Origin of the sequence: Aeromonas sp. HMWF015 (genome assembly GCF_963878965.1) — a bacterium.
Lineage (GTDB): Bacteria > Pseudomonadota > Gammaproteobacteria > Enterobacterales > Aeromonadaceae > Aeromonas > Aeromonas veronii.
In genome coordinates this window covers 77,791-94,513 of sequence record NZ_CAWNZT010000197.1, presented here as the reverse complement: position 1 = coordinate 94,513, position 16,723 = coordinate 77,791, and the positions used below count along the sequence as shown (strand labels likewise).

Annotated in this window: 13 protein-coding genes; 2 read left to right on the top strand and 11 right to left on the bottom strand. The window is 57.4% G+C overall.

Annotation, left to right across the window (positions count from 1 at the left end):
• The 9 genes from AACS18_RS10815 to AACS18_RS10775 all read right to left on the bottom strand — a co-directional run.
• On the bottom strand, positions 1–2,484 hold a 2,484-nt coding region (locus AACS18_RS10815; protein WP_146184756.1), incomplete at its 3' end, for a transporter substrate-binding domain-containing protein.
• 15 nt (positions 2,485–2,499) lie between these two features.
• Positions 2,500–2,796, bottom strand: coding sequence for an integration host factor subunit alpha (gene ihfA / locus AACS18_RS10810; RefSeq protein ID WP_108612313.1), 297 nt, complete (start codon positions 2,794–2,796; stop codon positions 2,500–2,502).
• A 3-nt stretch (positions 2,797–2,799) separates the two neighbouring features.
• A complete protein-coding gene (pheT, locus tag AACS18_RS10805) occupies positions 2,800–5,187 on the bottom strand; it encodes a phenylalanine--tRNA ligase subunit beta (RefSeq protein ID WP_108612312.1) in 2,388 nt (795 codons plus the stop codon).
• 12 nt (positions 5,188–5,199) lie between these two features.
• The gene (pheS, locus tag AACS18_RS10800) at positions 5,200–6,183 is read right to left on the bottom strand and encodes a phenylalanine--tRNA ligase subunit alpha (protein ID WP_108612311.1); all 984 of its coding nucleotides are present in this window, start codon (positions 6,181–6,183) and stop codon (positions 5,200–5,202) included.
• Positions 6,184–6,563: 380 nt separating this feature from the next.
• On the bottom strand, positions 6,564–6,920 hold the full coding sequence (rplT, locus tag AACS18_RS10795; protein WP_005336687.1) for a 50S ribosomal protein L20: 357 nt from the start codon (positions 6,918–6,920) through the stop codon (positions 6,564–6,566).
• A gap of 15 nt (positions 6,921–6,935) precedes the next feature.
• On the bottom strand, positions 6,936–7,133 hold the full coding sequence (rpmI, locus tag AACS18_RS10790; RefSeq protein ID WP_005336688.1) for a 50S ribosomal protein L35: 198 nt from the start codon (positions 7,131–7,133) through the stop codon (positions 6,936–6,938).
• 86 nt (positions 7,134–7,219) lie between these two features.
• Positions 7,220–7,750 carry a translation initiation factor IF-3 gene (gene infC, locus AACS18_RS10785; RefSeq protein ID WP_196783562.1) on the bottom strand — a complete coding sequence of 177 codons (531 nt, stop codon included), beginning with the start codon at positions 7,748–7,750 and terminating at the stop codon, positions 7,220–7,222.
• Positions 7,751–7,771: 21 nt separating this feature from the next.
• On the bottom strand, positions 7,772–9,700 hold the full coding sequence (gene thrS / locus AACS18_RS10780) for a threonine--tRNA ligase (protein ID WP_108612310.1): 1,929 nt from the start codon (positions 9,698–9,700) through the stop codon (positions 7,772–7,774).
• 232 nt (positions 9,701–9,932) lie between these two features.
• On the bottom strand, positions 9,933–10,520 hold the full coding sequence (locus AACS18_RS10775) for a tetratricopeptide repeat protein (protein WP_181363262.1): 588 nt from the start codon (positions 10,518–10,520) through the stop codon (positions 9,933–9,935).
• A gap of 173 nt (positions 10,521–10,693) precedes the next feature.
• Here AACS18_RS10775 and AACS18_RS10770 point away from each other — a divergent pair, with 173 nt between their 5' ends.
• On the top strand, positions 10,694–11,749 hold the full coding sequence (locus AACS18_RS10770; RefSeq protein WP_108612308.1) for a PA0069 family radical SAM protein: 1,056 nt from the start codon (positions 10,694–10,696) through the stop codon (positions 11,747–11,749).
• A 157-nt stretch (positions 11,750–11,906) separates the two neighbouring features.
• Here the strand turns inward: AACS18_RS10770 and AACS18_RS10765 are convergent, their stop codons facing one another.
• The gene (locus AACS18_RS10765; protein WP_162895351.1) at positions 11,907–12,062 is read right to left on the bottom strand and encodes a hypothetical protein; all 156 of its coding nucleotides are present in this window, start codon (positions 12,060–12,062) and stop codon (positions 11,907–11,909) included.
• Positions 12,063–12,324: 262 nt separating this feature from the next.
• Here AACS18_RS10765 and AACS18_RS10760 point away from each other — a divergent pair, with 262 nt between their 5' ends.
• On the top strand, positions 12,325–13,722 hold the full coding sequence (locus AACS18_RS10760; RefSeq protein ID WP_181363261.1) for an alpha-amylase family protein: 1,398 nt from the start codon (positions 12,325–12,327) through the stop codon (positions 13,720–13,722).
• A 109-nt stretch (positions 13,723–13,831) separates the two neighbouring features.
• On the opposite strand, the gene gyrA is transcribed toward AACS18_RS10760, so the two are convergent.
• The gene (gene gyrA / locus AACS18_RS10755; RefSeq protein ID WP_108612306.1) at positions 13,832–16,579 is read right to left on the bottom strand and encodes a DNA topoisomerase (ATP-hydrolyzing) subunit A; all 2,748 of its coding nucleotides are present in this window, start codon (positions 16,577–16,579) and stop codon (positions 13,832–13,834) included.
• Positions 16,580–16,723 lie beyond the last annotated feature (144 nt).

Here is a 16,723-nt window from a genome sequence, read left to right as displayed (position 1 = left end):
GTCTTGCTCTCTCGACAAAGGAGTACTGGCCAGCCACTCCAGCAAGCCGAGCATGGCGTTCATCGGCGTGCGGATCTCGTGGCTGATGGCGGCCAAAAAGCGCCCCTTGGCTAGAACTGCCTGTTGCGCCTGCTCATGGGAGTGCTGCAATGCCTGATCCTGCTCGACCCGGGCAGTGGCATCCTGCATCACCGCATAAATTCGCCACCCCTGCGGCTGACTGCGGCCACGGCCATAGAGCTGCAACCAGCGCAGACCCTTGGTCGGATGGTGGTAGCGCATGGTGAATGCGAAGGGTTTGCCAGCCTGCAACATGGCGAACATCTCACTGCGTACCCGACGGCGATCCTCGCGCTCCAGCATAGTGAGCACCCGTTTGGGCTCACGACGGATCTGCTGGCTCGCCAGCCCCAGCAGCTCGTAACAGCCCCGGCTGATAAACTCGATACCCCCCACCCGTCCCCGCTCGAACATAAACTGCAGCACCACGCCGGGAACGGTATTGGTCAGGGCGCGCAGGCGGCGCTCTGCCTGACGCAAAAAACGGGCCTGCTCACGCAGCACACTGATATCCGACAGGGCGATGAGATCGGTGGCAGGTGCTTGCTTGTCCAGTCGCAGCGGATGCTGGACATAGGCGAAGACCTGATCCCCCAGCACCAGCTCTCCTTCACTTTTTTGGGACTGAACCGGCGGCAGCATCAACTGCTGCGAGTAGCGCAGGGCCAGACGTCGCCCCTGTTTATTGGATTTGATCACCTTGCCCTGGCTGTTGCGCAGATAGACGGGCACCGGCAACGCCTGAAACATGGTTTCCCGCAGTTCGCTCTCGATGGCCAGCGCCTTCTCGGCGGCGTGACGCTGGGCGACTTCCCGTGCCAGTTGCTGACGAGACCGCCAGATCCCGCCGATGACAATGCTGCTGATCAGCAGTGCCATGGCGATGGAGCCAAACCAGGCGGCATAGCTCACGCCGGGCTGCTGCACGACGAGCAAGCGGCGCCAGCGCTGGTTAAGTTCGTCAATCTGGGTGCTGGTCAGCGCCATCAGGTTGCGATCCATCACCCCGGCCAGTTCGGTCTGACTCTTGTTGATGGCAAAGCCAAGGCTGAAGCGATCTTCCAGCTCCTCAATATCGAGCCCTTCCAGCAAGTTGGTACGCTGGGGATATTGCAGCTGATATAGCTCGCTCAGCATGGCGTCTGCCTTGCCCTGTTTGATCGCGGCAAGCCCCTGCTCGAGGCCGTCGGTGCGAACCCACTCCTGATCACCGAGCAGGGCGAGCAAGGAGGGATCGTAGAGGGATTCCGGCACCAGAATACGCTGCCGCTTGAGTTGGGTGATGCGATCGGCAGCCAACTTGCGCTTGCTGATCAAGGCAAACCGGTTGGTGGAGATCGTCCGACTGAAAATGAACTGATCCGTCAATGCCGGGGATTCCGGCAAGCCGGCCATCATATCCGCCTCACCACGACGCAGCTTTTCTACGGCCTCCGCCTTGCTGGCGGCAGGCACCAGCTTGTATTTCAGGCCGGTCTCCTGGGTGACCCAGCGCAACACATCCGCGCTCCACCCCTTCGGCTCCCCCAGATCATTGACGCCGCTATAGGGCATCAACTCGGGATTGACCACCAGGCGAATGGTGCGACCGCGGCCGGATAACCAGGCCTGCTCGGTATCGCTGAAGTGGGGCTGGTTGACATATAGCGACCCCTGATCGAGATAGCGAGCCAGATCGGTATAGATAGTACCGGCGGGCATATGACGGATCAGGGTGTCCACCAGATTGGCCAACTCAGGCTGATCACGCATCATCAGGCGATAGCTGATAATCCGATCCTCACCAAACAGGCGGCGCAGACGCAAACCATCGGCCGGAAACTCGCGCATCAGATAGCGCAGTTGCAGATAGTCCCCCAGATAGGCATCACCCTTGCCACTCTGCAGCGCGTCGTAGACCTTCTCTCCGCTTTTTAGGGAAATAATGCGCGCCTGGGGATAGAGCTCGTGCAACAGGCGGGCTGAGTCTGCCACCGAGTAGACCAGAAAGCGGGCCTGTTTGAGATTTTCACCCTTGTAGAGGATGGCGGCATCTGTCTCCATCATCGGACGACTTAACCGCATGCCCTCCACGGCCTTCTTGCGGGTTCCGACATAGGGAATGATGTCGCATTCCCCCTCTGCGAGCCCGTTGCGCAATGTCTGCCAATCGGGCAACTCTTTGAGCACCAGCGGAATCGGGAACAGCTCCTGCAACCGGGCGAGGCGATCCTTGAGCAGTCCCCCCTCGGCCATCAGGTATGGTGGAGGAAGCGTCGCAGGATAGCAGAGCGAAAGCTGGCTCAGTGAATTTACATAAGCTTGGGTCGCCGGCGCCAACGGCAGCACTGTTGTCTGCAAAGGCTTGGCGTGCAATGGCAGTGCCAGCACGGCACCCAGAAGAAAAACGGGGAATTTTGTCATCTGAAAACAAAAGCCAGGCATCTGCCTGGCTTTTTATCACTCGTTGGGTTCAACATGTTCTACCCTGGCCTTGAGCTTCTGGCCAGGCCGGAAGGTCACCACGCGGCGGGCGCTGATAGGAATATCCTCGCCCGTCTTGGGGTTGCGTCCGGGACGCTGATTCTTCTCACGAAGGTCAAAGTTACCGAAGCCTGAAATCTTGACTTGTTCACCACGCTCAAGCGCCTGTCGGATTTCCTCAAAGAAGGCTTCCACCATATCTTTGGCTTCACGCTTGCTCATCCCGAGCTGGGTGAACAGGTGCTCTGCAATGTCGGCTTTGGTAAGCGCCATAGATCAATCCCTCAAGGATGCATTCAACTCTTCACCAAGGGCCCGCACGACATTGTCTACGGTCTCGGCAATCTCTTTCTCCTCCAGGGTGCGCTGGGTGTCTTGCAATACAAGACTGATGGCCAGGCTCTTCTTGTCCTCTGCCATACCAGCACCCTGGTATACGTCAAACAAGTTTATTCCAACTACCTGATTTCCGCCAACTTTTTTAATTACTGCAAGCACATCACCTGCCAGAACCTGACGATCGACCACGACGGCGATGTCGCGACGGTTCGCCGGGAACTTGGAAACTTCGGCTGCCACAGGCACCTTGGCCGGGGTCAGCTTGTCCAGCTCCAGCTCAAACATCACCGCGCGGCTCTTGAGGCCCAGCTTCTTCTCGAGGCTCGGGTGGATCACGCCGATGTGGCCGATGATCTCGCCATTACGCAGGATGGCTGCGCTCTGGCCCGGGTGCAGGGCGCTGTGCTCGGTGCGCTCGAAGGTAAAGGTGGCCCCTTCGGCGGTCAAGTCCAGCACCGCTTCCAGATCCCCTTTCAAATCAAAGAAGTCGGCTGCACGGGTTTTGATGTCCCAGTGCTCGTCGCTCTGGTTGCCAGTGATGATACCGGCCAGCATCGGCTCCTGACGGATGCCATTCTCGGCGCTTTCATCCTTGATGAAACGCAGACCCTGCTCGAACAGACGCACGCGCGGCTGCTGACGGTTCTGGTTGTAAACAACAGCCTGCACCAGACCCGGGAACAGAGAGACACGCATGGCGGACATCTCGACCGAGATCGGGTTCGGCAGTACGATGGCATCGCTCTGCGGGAACAGGGTTTGCTGGGTCTTGGGATCGACGAAGCTGTAGGTGATCGCTTCCTGAAAACCGCGGTCAACCAGCAGGTCGCGCACGCGCTTCAGGGTCACCTGCCCTTCTGCCTGCTCCACCATCGCCAAGGAGGCAGCGGGTTTCAGGTTCGGGATGTTGTTGTAGCCGTAGATGCGAGCCACTTCCTCGATGAGGTCTTCCTCGATGGCGATATCGAAACGCCAGGAGGGTGCCAGCGCAGTCCAACCGTCAGCATCCACAGTCACCTGCATGCCGAGGCGAGTCAGGATCTCGACCACCTGCGCATCAGCCACACTGATACCGATCACTTTGTCGAGCTTGGTCCGACGCAGCTTGATGGGTGCCGCTTTCGGCAGATGGGCATCGGATTTGACCTCGATGACCGGACCCGCTTCGCCGCCGCAGATGTCCAGCAGCAGGCGAGTTGCACGGTCCATCACCTTGGCTTGCAGCTGCGGATCCACCCCGCGCTCGAAGCGGTGGGAGGAGTCGGTGTGCAGACCGTAAGCACGGGCACGGCCAGTGATGGAGAGCGGCGCAAAGAAGGCGCACTCCAGCAGGATGTCGGTGGTGGTCTCGGAAACACCGGTGCGGTTGCCGCCGAAGATACCGGCCATGCAGGCAGGACCTTTGGCATCGGCAATCACCAGGGTGGTCTCTTTGAGCTTCACTTCGTTGCCATCGAGCAGGGTCATCGGCTCATCGGCGTGGGCACGACGCACCACCAGTTCCCCTTCTAGGGTAGCCAGATCGAAGGCGTGCATCGGCTGACCGTATTCCAGCAGCAGGTAGTTGGTGATGTCGACAATGGCGTCGATGGAACGAATGCCGCCACGGCGCAGCTTCTCTTGCATCCAGAGCGGGCTCTGGGCCTGCAAGTTCAGCCCCTTGATGACGCGGCCCAGATAACGGGGGCAATCAGCCGGCGCTTCAACCCGGATCGGAAAAGTTGCATCAATGGTGGCAACAGCTGGTGCCCAGGTCGGCTCGACCACGTCCACGCTGTTGAGCACGCCGATTTCTCGGGCCAGACCGGCGATACCGAGGCAATCGGCACGGTTCGGAGTCAGATCCACATCGATGGAGACGTCGTTCAGATTGAGGTAGTCACGAATATCGGTACCGATGGGGGCATCGGCCGGCAGCTCGATAATGCCATCGGCTTCAACGTCGATACCCAGCTCGCTGAAAGAGCAGAGCATGCCGTGAGACGGCTGGCCACGCAGCTTGGCTTTCTTGATGGTGAAATCACCCGGCAGGGTCGCCCCTACTTTGGCCACACACACTTTCAAGCCCTGACGGCAGTTCGGCGCGCCACAGACGATGTCCAGCAGCTCGGCTTCACCCACGTTGACCTTGGTCACCCGCAGCTTGTCGGCGTCCGGATGCTGGGCGCACTCGACCACTTCACCCACCACCACATTGTTGAACTGGCCGGCAACCGCTTCCACGGCGTCCACTTCCAGACCGGCCATGGTGATCTGCTCGGCCAGTGCGTTGTCACTCAACTCGGTGCGGACCCACTCCATCACCCAGGATTTACTGAATTTCATGTTCTCTCGCCCTTACTTGAACTGCTTGAGGAAGCGCAGGTCGTTTTCGAAGAAGGCACGCAGGTCGTTGACCCCGTAACGCAGCATGGTCAGGCGCTCAACGCCCATGCCGAAGGCAAAGCCGGAGTATTTTTCCGGATCGATGCCGACCGAACGCAGTACGTTCGGGTGCACCATGCCGCAGCCCAGCACTTCCAGCCACTTGCCGTTCTTGCCCATCACGTCCACTTCGGCGCTCGGCTCGGTGAACGGGAAGTAGGAAGGACGGAAGCGAATGGTCAGGTCTTCCTCGAAGTAGTTACGCAGGAAGTCGTGCAGAATGCCCTTCAGCTCGGTAAAGCTGGCATGCTCGTCAACCAGCAGACCTTCAACCTGATGGAACATCGGGGTGTGGGTCATGTCGTAGTCGTTACGATAGACGCGGCCCGGTGCAATGATGCGGATCGGCGGCTGTTGCTGCTGCATGGTGCGGATCTGCACACCGGAGGTGTGGGTACGCAGCATCAGATCAGGATTGAAGTAGAAGGTATCGTGATCGGTACGCGCCGGGTGGTGAGCCGGAATATTCAGCGCATCGAAGTTGTGGAAGCCATCTTCAATCTCGGGACCACGAGCAACCTTGAAGCCCATCTCGCCAAACAGGCGCTCGATGCGCTCGATGGTGCGGGTCACCGGATGCAGACCACCATTCTCGATGCGACGGCCCGGCAGGCTGACGTCGATGGTTTCGGCAGCCAGCTTCTGATTCAGCACGGCGATTTCGAGCGCTTCACGACGCTCGTTCAGCGCATCCTGAACCTGCTGTTTGGCCTGGTTGATCACGGCGCCCGCGGCAGGACGCTCTTCGGCAGACAAGGCACCCAGGCCCTTCATCTGCTCGGTAAAAAAGCCTTTTTTACCCAGATATTTGACCCGGATTTCGTCGAGGGTAGCGATATCGCTCACGCCCTCAATTTCGGCTCTGGCTTGGCCGACTACTTCTTCAAGCTGTTGCATGTCTTCCTCGTCACCACTCCCGGTACAGGAGCCTTTAGGCTAAATAAGGTCAAGAGTGGAATAATACAAAAAAAGCCCCTTCGCTGACCATAGTTAAGGTGGGCTTTTCTCCCTACAAATCATTTTGTTATATCAAGCGAGTCTCATCGACTCACCGCCACTCCTGAAATATTAGAACAAACATCTAGTTTGTTGGCATATAAACCAGTTGTAGAACAGGTCATCTCGCACATATCGCTTTGTATGTAGAAAAATCTATAACTCGTGCAAAAAGCGAACAAAACGTGGATGAGAGAAAGGAAATAGTGATGCAAAACTGATGGTTATAGATACAAAAAAGGAGGCCTGAGCCTCCTTTTAGCGTTTATAACAGAACTGGATTAAACCAGAGCTGCTTTAGCTTTTTCAACCAGGGCGGTGAAAGCCATTTTGTCGTGAACAGCAATATCGGACAGGATCTTGCGATCGATCTCGATAGAAGCCTTCTTCAGACCGTTGATCAGACGGCTGTAGGACAGACCGTTCTGACGGGCTGCAGCGTTGATACGCGCAATCCACAGCTGACGGAACTGACGCTTTTTCTGGCGACGGTCACGGTAGGCATACTGACCAGCTTTGGTTACCGCTTGTACCGCTACGCGGTAAACACGGGAACGGGCGCCGTAGTAACCTTTGGCGGCTTTCATTACTTTCTTGTGACGAGCTCGAGCAGTCACACCACGTTTAACTCTTGGCATTTTTCACATCCCCCCTTATGCGTACGGCAGACAAGCGACAACACGTTTGTGGTCGGCAGCAGAAACCATGAATTTCGGTCCCAGCTGACGCTTACGCTTGCTGCTCTTCTTGGTCAGGATGTGACGCAGGTGGTTGTGCTTGCACTTGAAGCGACCCGAGCCAGTCTTCTTGAAGCGCTTTGCAGCACCCCGGTTGGTTTTCATCTTCGGCATTTCATACTCCGCATTGTGAGTGACAACAAAATCGCAAGGCGAACCGACTCATGGAGCGAGCCCCATGAGTCAATTTCTTGTGGGCCTTAAGATTTCTTCTTAGGTGCGAGGACCATCACAGCTTGACGGCCTTCGACTTTCGGGAACGACTCGACTACGGCCAACTCTTCCAGATCGTTCTTGACGCGCTCCAGAACCTTGATACCAAGATCCTGGTGGGCCATTTCACGACCACGGAAGCGCAGGGTGACCTTAGCCTTGTCCCCGTCTTCCAGAAAGCGAACCAGGTTGCGTAGTTTTACCTGATAGTCGCCTTCGTCAGTGCCAGGACGGAATTTGATTTCCTTGACCTGGACGACTTTCTGCTTTTTCTTCTGTTCTTTGGTTGTTTTGCTCTTTTCGTAGAGGAATTTGCCGTAATCCATGATCCGGCAAACGGGCGGCTCAGCATTTGGACTGATCTCTACCAGATCAACTCCGGCCTCTGCGGCCAAGTTCAGAGCATCCTGAATGGAGGTAATACCAATGGCTTCACCATCCAGACCAGTCAGACGAACTTCTTTCAGACGGATCTCTTCATTGATCCGGTGAGCGCGGGCTTGCGGTTGCTTGCCCAGTTTTTTTCCGCCTTTTATAGCTTATTCCTCCACTTTCTTTTGTCCGCGGGTCTGAACTTCCTGGGTCAACAGAGCGATGAACTCTTCAACAGGATAAGTGCCCAGGTCAGCCCCTTTACGAGTCCGTACTGCAATCTTACTGGCTTCAACTTCTTTATCGCCGCAGACCAGCATGAAAGGTACTCGCTTCAAAGTATGCTCGCGGATTTTAAAGCCAATCTTCTCATTTCTCAAGTCCGCTTTTGCGCGAAGGCCCGCATCATTCAATGCTTTGGCTACTTTCACCGCATAATCGGCCTGATTGTCCGTGATATTCATGACCACAGCCTGAGTCGGTGCCAACCAGGTCGGGAACAGACCGGCGTACTCTTCAGTCAGAATACCGATGAAACGCTCGATAGAACCCAGGATGGCCCGGTGGATCATCACAGGTACATGGCGATCGTTGTTTTCGCCCACATAAGTGGCACCCAGACGACCAGGCAGGGCAAAGTCGAGCTGCACGGTACCACATTGCCACGCACGATCAAGGCAATCGTGCAGGGTAAATTCAATTTTGGGACCGTAGAACGCCCCTTCACCCGGCTGCAGATCGTACTTCAGACCGTTGAGTTCCAGCGCTTCGGCCAGGGCTTTCTCGGCGCGATCCCACATCTCGTCGGAGCCGATACGCTGCTCGGGACGAGTGGATAGCTTGACCACGATATTCTCGAAGCCAAAGGTACCGTAGACGTCATAGACCATACGAATACAGCCGGAGACCTCTTCCATGATCTGCTCTTCGGTACAGAAGATGTGAGCGTCATCCTGAGTGAAGCCGCGCACCCGCATCAGCCCGTGCAGGGAACCGGACGGCTCGTTGCGGTGGCAGGAACCAAACTCGGCCATACGCAGCGGCAGATCGCGGTAGGACTTCAGACCCTGGTTGAAGATCTGGACGTGACCCGGGCAGTTCATCGGCTTGATGGCGTACTCGCGGTTTTCGGACTGGGTAGTGAACATGGCCTGGGCGTATTTCTCCCAGTGACCTGAACGCTCCCACAGGACGCGGTCCATCATGAACGGACCTTTCACTTCCTGATAGTCGTACTCTTTGAGCTTGCCGCGGATAAAGGTTTCCAGCTCGCGGAAGATGGTCCAGCCATCGTTGTGCCAGAACACCATGCCCGGCGCCTCTTCCTGCATGTGATACAGGTCGAGCTGCTTGCCGATCTTGCGGTGGTCGCGCTTGGCGGCCTCTTCCAGACGCTGCAGATACGCCTTGAGCTGCTTCTTGTCAGCCCAGGCAGTACCGTAGATACGCTGAAGCATCTTGTTGTTGGAGTCGCCACGCCAGTAGGCGCCGGACATCTTCAGCAACTTGAAGTGGTGGCAGTGACGCATGTTGGGCACGTGCGGGCCGCGACACATGTCGATGTACTCTTCGTGATGATAGAGACCTGGCTGGTCATCACGGGCAATGTTCTGATCCAGGATTTCGACTTTGTAAGACTCGCCGCGCGCCTCGAATACATCGCGCGCTTCTTGCCAGGAGACTTTCTTCTTGATGACGTCGTAATCCTTGGCTACCAGCGCCAGCATGCGCTCTTCCAGGGCAGCCAGATCTTCATCGGTCAGGGTACGGTCAAGATCAACGTCATAGTAGAAGCCGTTGTCGATGACAGGACCGATGGCCATCTTGGTCTGGGGCCAGAGTTGCTTGATAGCATGACCCAGCAAGTGGGCGCAGGAGTGGCGCAGGATGTCCAGACCTTCTTCGTCTTTGGCGGTGATGATGGCCAGCGCTGCATCGGCTTCGATCAGCTCGCACGCATCCACCAGTTCACCGTTTACCCGACCGGCAATGCACGCCTTGGCGAGACCGGGACCGATGTCCGCAGCCACATCCATGACGGAAACAGAGTGGGCAAATTGACGTTGGCTGCCGTCAGGCAGAGTAATGATTGGCATTATGTGTTTCCTTATACAGTGGTGACCCCTACCAAAGGTCACATGCGGGATGGAAAAGAGATTCAAAAAGGTGATGTTCTGGTTCTCCACAGCACTTTGCGAAGACGGCCTGACACGTAAACCACATGTCTAACGTGACAAACCAAGCCAAAACGGCCCCATGCTACCAGAAGTCGGGCGTGCTGTATCGGATTTGCAGATATTTTCTATAGTCAAATGAGTCGTCTGCCGACTATTCGCCAAGCAGGGATTGCCAGTTGAAGTCAAAGTCACTGCTCCCCTCCTCTGCCAGCGCCAGCTCTTTCAGCACCTGAAGCGCCAGCTTGTTGCCCTTTTGTGCCGCCTGATAGAGCCACTGTTTCGCCTGAGGCAGATCGACCCTGCCGCTGACCCCCATCAGATGAAGGACACCGACTTTCAGCATGGCCGGGACGTCACCATTACGGGCTGCCTGATCCATCCAGTGAAAGGCTTGGCGCAGATCTCGCTTGACCCCGACACCGTGCAGATAGAGCTCTGCCAGCCGATATTGGCCGAAGGGATCCCCTGCCAGCGCCGACTGGCGATAGAGGCTGATGGCCTGATGGATATCCTGCTCGCTCCCCTGCCCCACTTCATGGCTCCAGCCCATCAAGGCTTGCGCCCGAGGTTGGCCTTGATCGGCCAGTGGCGACCAGATCCGGGTCGCCTCATCAAAGTGACCGGTACGCCAGGCACGGTTGGCAGCAGCCATCTCCTGCTCGGTGGAGAGCGGAAGCAGACGCCAGATAACAAGGGCAAGCAGACCGATAAACAGCCAGCGGGAAGTGGTGGGGCTCATGATGATTTCCGTGATCCAGTTCTCATTTCGTCTATGTAAACGAAATGTAGCGCCGCGATCAAGCAAGAGATCCCTACGACAACCCTTTTTGCACCCGGTCGATCAGCAGTTGTTGTCATTTATCCGGGGTACCTGCAAAATAACTGTATGTATAAACAGTATGAGTGCACACCATGGCAGGACGAGGCAGCCCCTACAATATCGATCACCGTTTTAGCGGCCCCCTTGTCGAAGCGGTCGATGACGGCTGGCAATCGTCCGATTGGGATGCCGCCTTCACTTCTTCTGTGCCTGGCACCGAGGTGCGGGAGATCGATGCACGCAGCATCATCAGCTACAACAGCTCGCCGGATGTCCCCTTTGGTCGCTCCATCAACCCCTATCAGGGGTGCGAACACGGCTGCATCTACTGCTATGCCAGACCCAGTCACGCCTATCTGGAGCTCTCCCCTGGCCTCGATTTCGAGAGCAAACTGTTTGCCAAACGCAATGCAGCCGACCTGCTGCGCCGGGAGTTTGCCAAACCAGCCTATCAGCCACAGACCATCTTCATTGGCGCCAATACCGACCCCTATCAACCCATCGAGCAGCGCTATCGCCTCACCCGGCAGTTGCTGGAAGTGATGCTGGCCCACCGCCATCCGGTCGGGCTCATTACCAAGAGCGCCATGATCTTGCGCGACCTCGATCTGTTGACCGAGCTGGCCAGAGAGAGACTGTGTCAGGTGATGGTGTCGATGACGACCTTGAATGAAACCTTGCGGCGACAGCTGGAGCCCCGCGCCAGCACGGGCACCGGCCGCTTGAAAGTGATCGAGAAGCTGGCCAACGCTGGTGTACAGGTGGGGGTATTGGCCGCCCCCATGATCCCGCGGCTCAATGAACCGGAGCTGGAGCAGATCATCAAATCGGCTGCCGAGGCAGGCGCCAGTTGCGCCGATTACATCCTGCTGCGCCTGCCCCACGAGCTGGCGCCGCTATTTGGTGACTGGCTCGATACCCACTATTCGGGCCAGAAGGAGGCTATTTTGAATCAGTTGCGAGCCAGCCGCGGTGGCGGGCTCAACAGTACCTCCTTCGGTACCCGCATGCGCGGTGAGGGGCACTTTGCCGATCTGCTGGCCCAGCGCTTTCGCCTTATCAGCAAGCGCCTTGATCTGGGCAAACGCCATATTCAGCTCAGGCTGGATGGGTTTATCCGCCCCGGGGAGCAGCTGTCGCTCTTCTAATCCCCCTGCTCACGCCCTTCACACATCAGGCGTGCCAAGAGGTTGAGAGAGGGCCTGCCGCAACACATCCTGTGGAAACCCCGCTTTTCAGAATTTTCCAACGAGGTAGCCATGTCGTGACAAGAAAGCGCTACCCGGTAAAGAGAGGGCTAACGCCTTAGCCTGCGCGCTGATCCCGACCCTGTTGCACCATTTCAACCGGCAGCCGCGAGGGTTCATGAGCCACTTCGTGCTCATCCTCTTTATACTGCGGCACCTCTGACTCGCCCCATACCCGGCTCCACCAAATTTCCCACGTGATCCAACTGGTCATATGCAGCTCCTGACGGTGAAGGTGATGGCAACAACGCACCACTCGCCCGGCAGGATAGCGACTGGGAATGACAGGGAAATGACAAAAAAATCACTTGTAAAAAGGCAACTGGCGGTGGCGAGGAAAAGCCGAAACAGTTCACATATTCGGCGAAATCATCCTGAAAGCGGTCACAAATCTGCAGGTTGTGGATTGCAGCCCACCCTGTTCCCGCCAAAGCTGGCTTGCCCATTCAGGCATCTATAAAAACAGGGACACAATAATGAAACACACAGCGGGAATATGGGCGATCGCTGGCATGCTGATCGCCCCCTTGGCGCACGCCGACGTCATACTGCACGCCTTCAACTGGAAGTACAGTGAAGTGACCGCCAAAGCCGACCTTATCAAGTCGGCCGGTTACGAACAGGTACTCATCTCACCGCCTCTCAAGTCATCAGGCAACGAGTGGTGGGCCCGTTACCAGCCGCAGGATCTGCGTCTTGTCGACTCACCCCTTGGCAATAAACAGGATCTCGAGCAGCTGATCGCCGCCATGAAGGCGCGGGGCATCGCCATCTATGCCGATGTGGTGCTCAACCACATGGCCAACGAAAGCTGGAAACGCAGCGATCTCAACTATCCCGGCAACGAGCTACTGCAAAGCTACGCCAGCAACCCGGCCTATTTCGAGCGCCAGAAACTGTTTGGCGATCTCGGGCAAAACTTCCTCTCCGGTCAGGATTTTCATCCCGAAGGGTGCATCAGCGACTGGAGCGATCCGGGTCATGTCCAGTATTGGCGACTCTGTGGTGGTGCCGGTGACAAGGGGCTGCCGGATCTGGATCCCAATAACTGGGTGGTAAGCCAGCAACAGGCCTATCTCAAGGCACTCAAGGGGATGGGGATCAAGGGTTTTCGGGTCGATGCGGTCAAGCACATGAGCGATTACCAGATCAATGCCGTGTTCACCCCCGAAATCAAACAGGGGATGCACGTGTTTGGCGAGGTGATCACCACAGGGGGTGCTGGCAGTACCGATTACGAGCGCTTCCTCAAACCCTACCTCGACAGCAGCGGCCAGGGAGCCTATGACTTTCCGCTGTTTGCCTCCCTGCGTGGTGCGTTCAGTTACGGTGGCAGCATGAACCTGCTGGCGGATCCGGGCGCCTATGGTCAGGCGCTGCCGGGCAGTCGCGCCGTCACCTTTGCCGTGACCCATGACATCCCCACCAACGACGGCTTCCGCTATCAGATCTTAAGCCAGACTGATGAGAAGCTGGCCTACGCCTACCTGCTCGGCCGCGATGGTGGCTCGCCGCTGGTCTATTCGGATCACGGCGAGACCCAGGCCAAGGATGGACTGCGCTGGCAGGATTACTACCAGCGCGCCGATCTCAAGGGGATGATCCGCTTCCACAATGCGGTGCAGGGTCAACCCATGCAGCTGATCGGCAGCGGTGACTGCTTCGTGCTGTTCAAACGGGGCAAACAGGGGCTGGTCGGCATCAACAAGTGCGACTATGAGCAGGAGTACTGGCTCGATACCGCCAGGTTCGAGATGAACTGGTATCGCAACTATCGGGACGTGCTCGACCAAGGCGCCGTGATCAACGTGCAGAGCCAGTGGGTACGGGTCGCCATTCCCGCCCGCAGCGCCAGAATGTGGCTGCAGGAGTGAGCCAGCCGTAAGATCAGCGGAGAGTCATAAAAAGCAGACAAATAAAAAGAGCGACCACCAGGGTCGCTCTTTTTGCTCAGAGACGTAGCTCGGGTAACAGGTGACGATTTTACTCGTCGCCCGCCTCCCCTGCATCGACTGCATCAGTGCCGGTCGCGGTATCGGTACCTTCAGATACCTCACCGTCCACGGCCAGAGCGTCGTTCTCGTCTTCGTCGCTCTCGGCGATGCGCTGCAGGCCAACCACGGTCTCGTCTTCACCGGTACGGATCAGACGGACACCGCCGGTGTTACGGCCAATGACGCTCACCTCGGCAACACGGGTACGCACCAGGGTGCCGCCGTTGGTGATCAGCATGATCTGGTCGGTATCTTCGACCTGGATCGCATCGATCACCTTGCCATTGCGCTCATCAACCTTGATGGAGATAACGCCCTGGGTACCACGGCTCTTGGTCGGGTATTCGGCCAACGCAGTCCGCTTGCCGTAACCGTTCTCGGTGGCGGTGAGGATGGCACCTTCGCCGCGCGGAACGATGAGGGAAACCACCTTGTCACCGGCGCCCAGCTTGATGCCGCGCACACCGGCTGCGGTACGACCCATGGGACGCACGCCCTTGAAGGTACCCTTGCTTTCGGTGCCTTCGCCGTTGTCGCTGCCATCATCGTCATTGCCGGCATCGTCGTCGGTTTCAACGTCATCGCTGACATCCGCATCGGCGCGACCGCTGCCTTCCGCGAAGCGAACGACTTTGCCCGCGTCGGAGAAGAGCATGATCTCGTTGCTGCCATCGGTGATATCCACCCCGATCAGCTCATCACCCTCTTTGAGGTTGATGGCACGAATACCGGAGGAGAGCGGACGGCTGAAGTCGGAGAGGCTGGTCTTCTTCACGGTACCGTTGGCGGTGGCGAAGAAGACATACTTCTCGGCATCATAATCCTTCACCGGCAGGATAGCGGTGATGCGCTCACCCTCTTCCAGCGGCAGCAGGTTGATGATCGGACGACCACGGGCGCCACGGGACGCTTCCGGCAGCTGGTAAACCTTGAGCCAGTATACCTTGCCACGGGTGGAGAAGCACAGAATGGTGTCGTGGGTGTTGGCCACCAGCAGACGCTCCACAAAGTCCTCTTCCTTGATCCGGGTGGCCGACTTGCCACGACCACCGCGGCGCTGGGCCTCGTAGTCGGAGAGCGGCTGATACTTCACATAGCCCTGGTGAGACAGGGTAACCACCACGTCTTCCGGGGTGATCAGATCTTCGATGTTGATCTCGGCACTGGACATGCTGATCTCGGTGCGACGTTCGTCGCCATACTGCTCGCGCACAGCCAGCAGTTCATCGCGGATCACTTCCATCAGACGAGCCGGGCTCGCCAGGATGTGCAGCAGCTCGGCGATCAGATCCAGCAGAGATTGGTACTCTTCCAGGATCTTCTCGTGCTCGAGGCCGGTCAGCTTGTGCAGACGCAGGTCAAGGATTGCCTGGGCTTGCTGTTCGGTCAGGAAGTATTGACCTTCACGGATACCGAACTCCGGCTCCAGCCACTCGGGCCGTGCCGCGTCGTCGCCCGCTTTTTCCAGCATGGCGGCCACGTTGCCGAGTTCCCAGCCCTTGGCAACCAGGCCCGCTTTCGCGTCGGCCGGGGTCGCGCTGTGACGGATCAGCTCGATGATGGGATCAATGTTGGCCAGCGCAACCGCCAGACCTTCCAAAATGTGCGCCCGATCCCGCGCCTTGCGCAGTTCGAACACGGTCCGGCGAGTCACCACTTCACGGCGGTGCAGCAGGAACGCATCCAGGATCTCTTTAAGGTTCATCACCTTGGGCTGGTTGTTATCGAGCGCCACCATGTTGATGCCGAACGTGGTCTGCATCTGGGTGTGCTTGTAGAGATTGTTCAGCACAATCTCGCCGGACTCGCCGCGCTTGATCTCGATAACGATGCGCATGCCATCTTTGTCAGACTCATCGCGCAGGGCACTGATGCCCTCGATCTTTTTGTCTTTGACCAGCTCGGCGATCTTCTCGATCAGTCGAGCCTTGTTCACCTGATAGGGGATCTCGTGAACGATGATGGTCTCGCGACTGGTCTTCTCGTCCACTTCAACTTCAGCCTTGGCCCGCACATAGATGGAGCCACGACCGGTACGGTACGCCTGCACGATGCCGGAACGCCCGTTGATAATGCCACCAGTGGGGAAATCCGGGCCGGTGATGTAGGTCATCAGCTCGTCAATGGTGAGGTCGCCGTTTTCGATCAGCGCCAGGCAGCCATTGACAATCTCGGTGAGGTTGTGAGGCGGAATGTTGGTCGCCATGCCCACCGCGATACCGGAGGAGCCGTTGACCAGCAGGTTGGGAACCTTGGTAGGCATGACCGCCGGGATCATCTCGGTGCCGTCATAGTTCGGCACCCAGTCCACGGTCTCTTTGTCCAGATCAGCCAGCAGCTCGTGGGAGATGCGGGCCATCCGCACTTCGGTATAACGCATCGCCGCGGCGCTGTCGCCGTCGACTGAACCGAAGTTGCCCTGACCATCGACCAGCATGTAACGCATGGAGAAATCCTGCGCCATCCGGACAATGGTGTCATACACAGCGCTATCGCCGTGCGGGTGATATTTACCGATTACGTCACCGACCACACGGGCCGATTTTTTATAGGGCTTGTTCCAGTCGTTCCCCAACTCGTTCATAGCAAACAGAACGCGGCGGTGAACCGGTTTCAAGCCATCACGCACATCCGGCAGAGCTCGTCCTACGATCACGCTCATGGCGTAATCAAGATAGGAACTCTTGAGCTCTTCTTCGATGTTGACCGGCGTGATCTCTCTGGCCAGATCGCTCATAGAAAGCCTTATCCCTAATTAGTTGTTCTTTGGCTTAAACAGCGCGACATGGTAACACACTGAGCCAAATACCTTAAGCCACAAATCGGGTATCAGATCGGGCTGGTGTGACAAAGTCCGTCCGTTATAATGCCCGCCAGGACA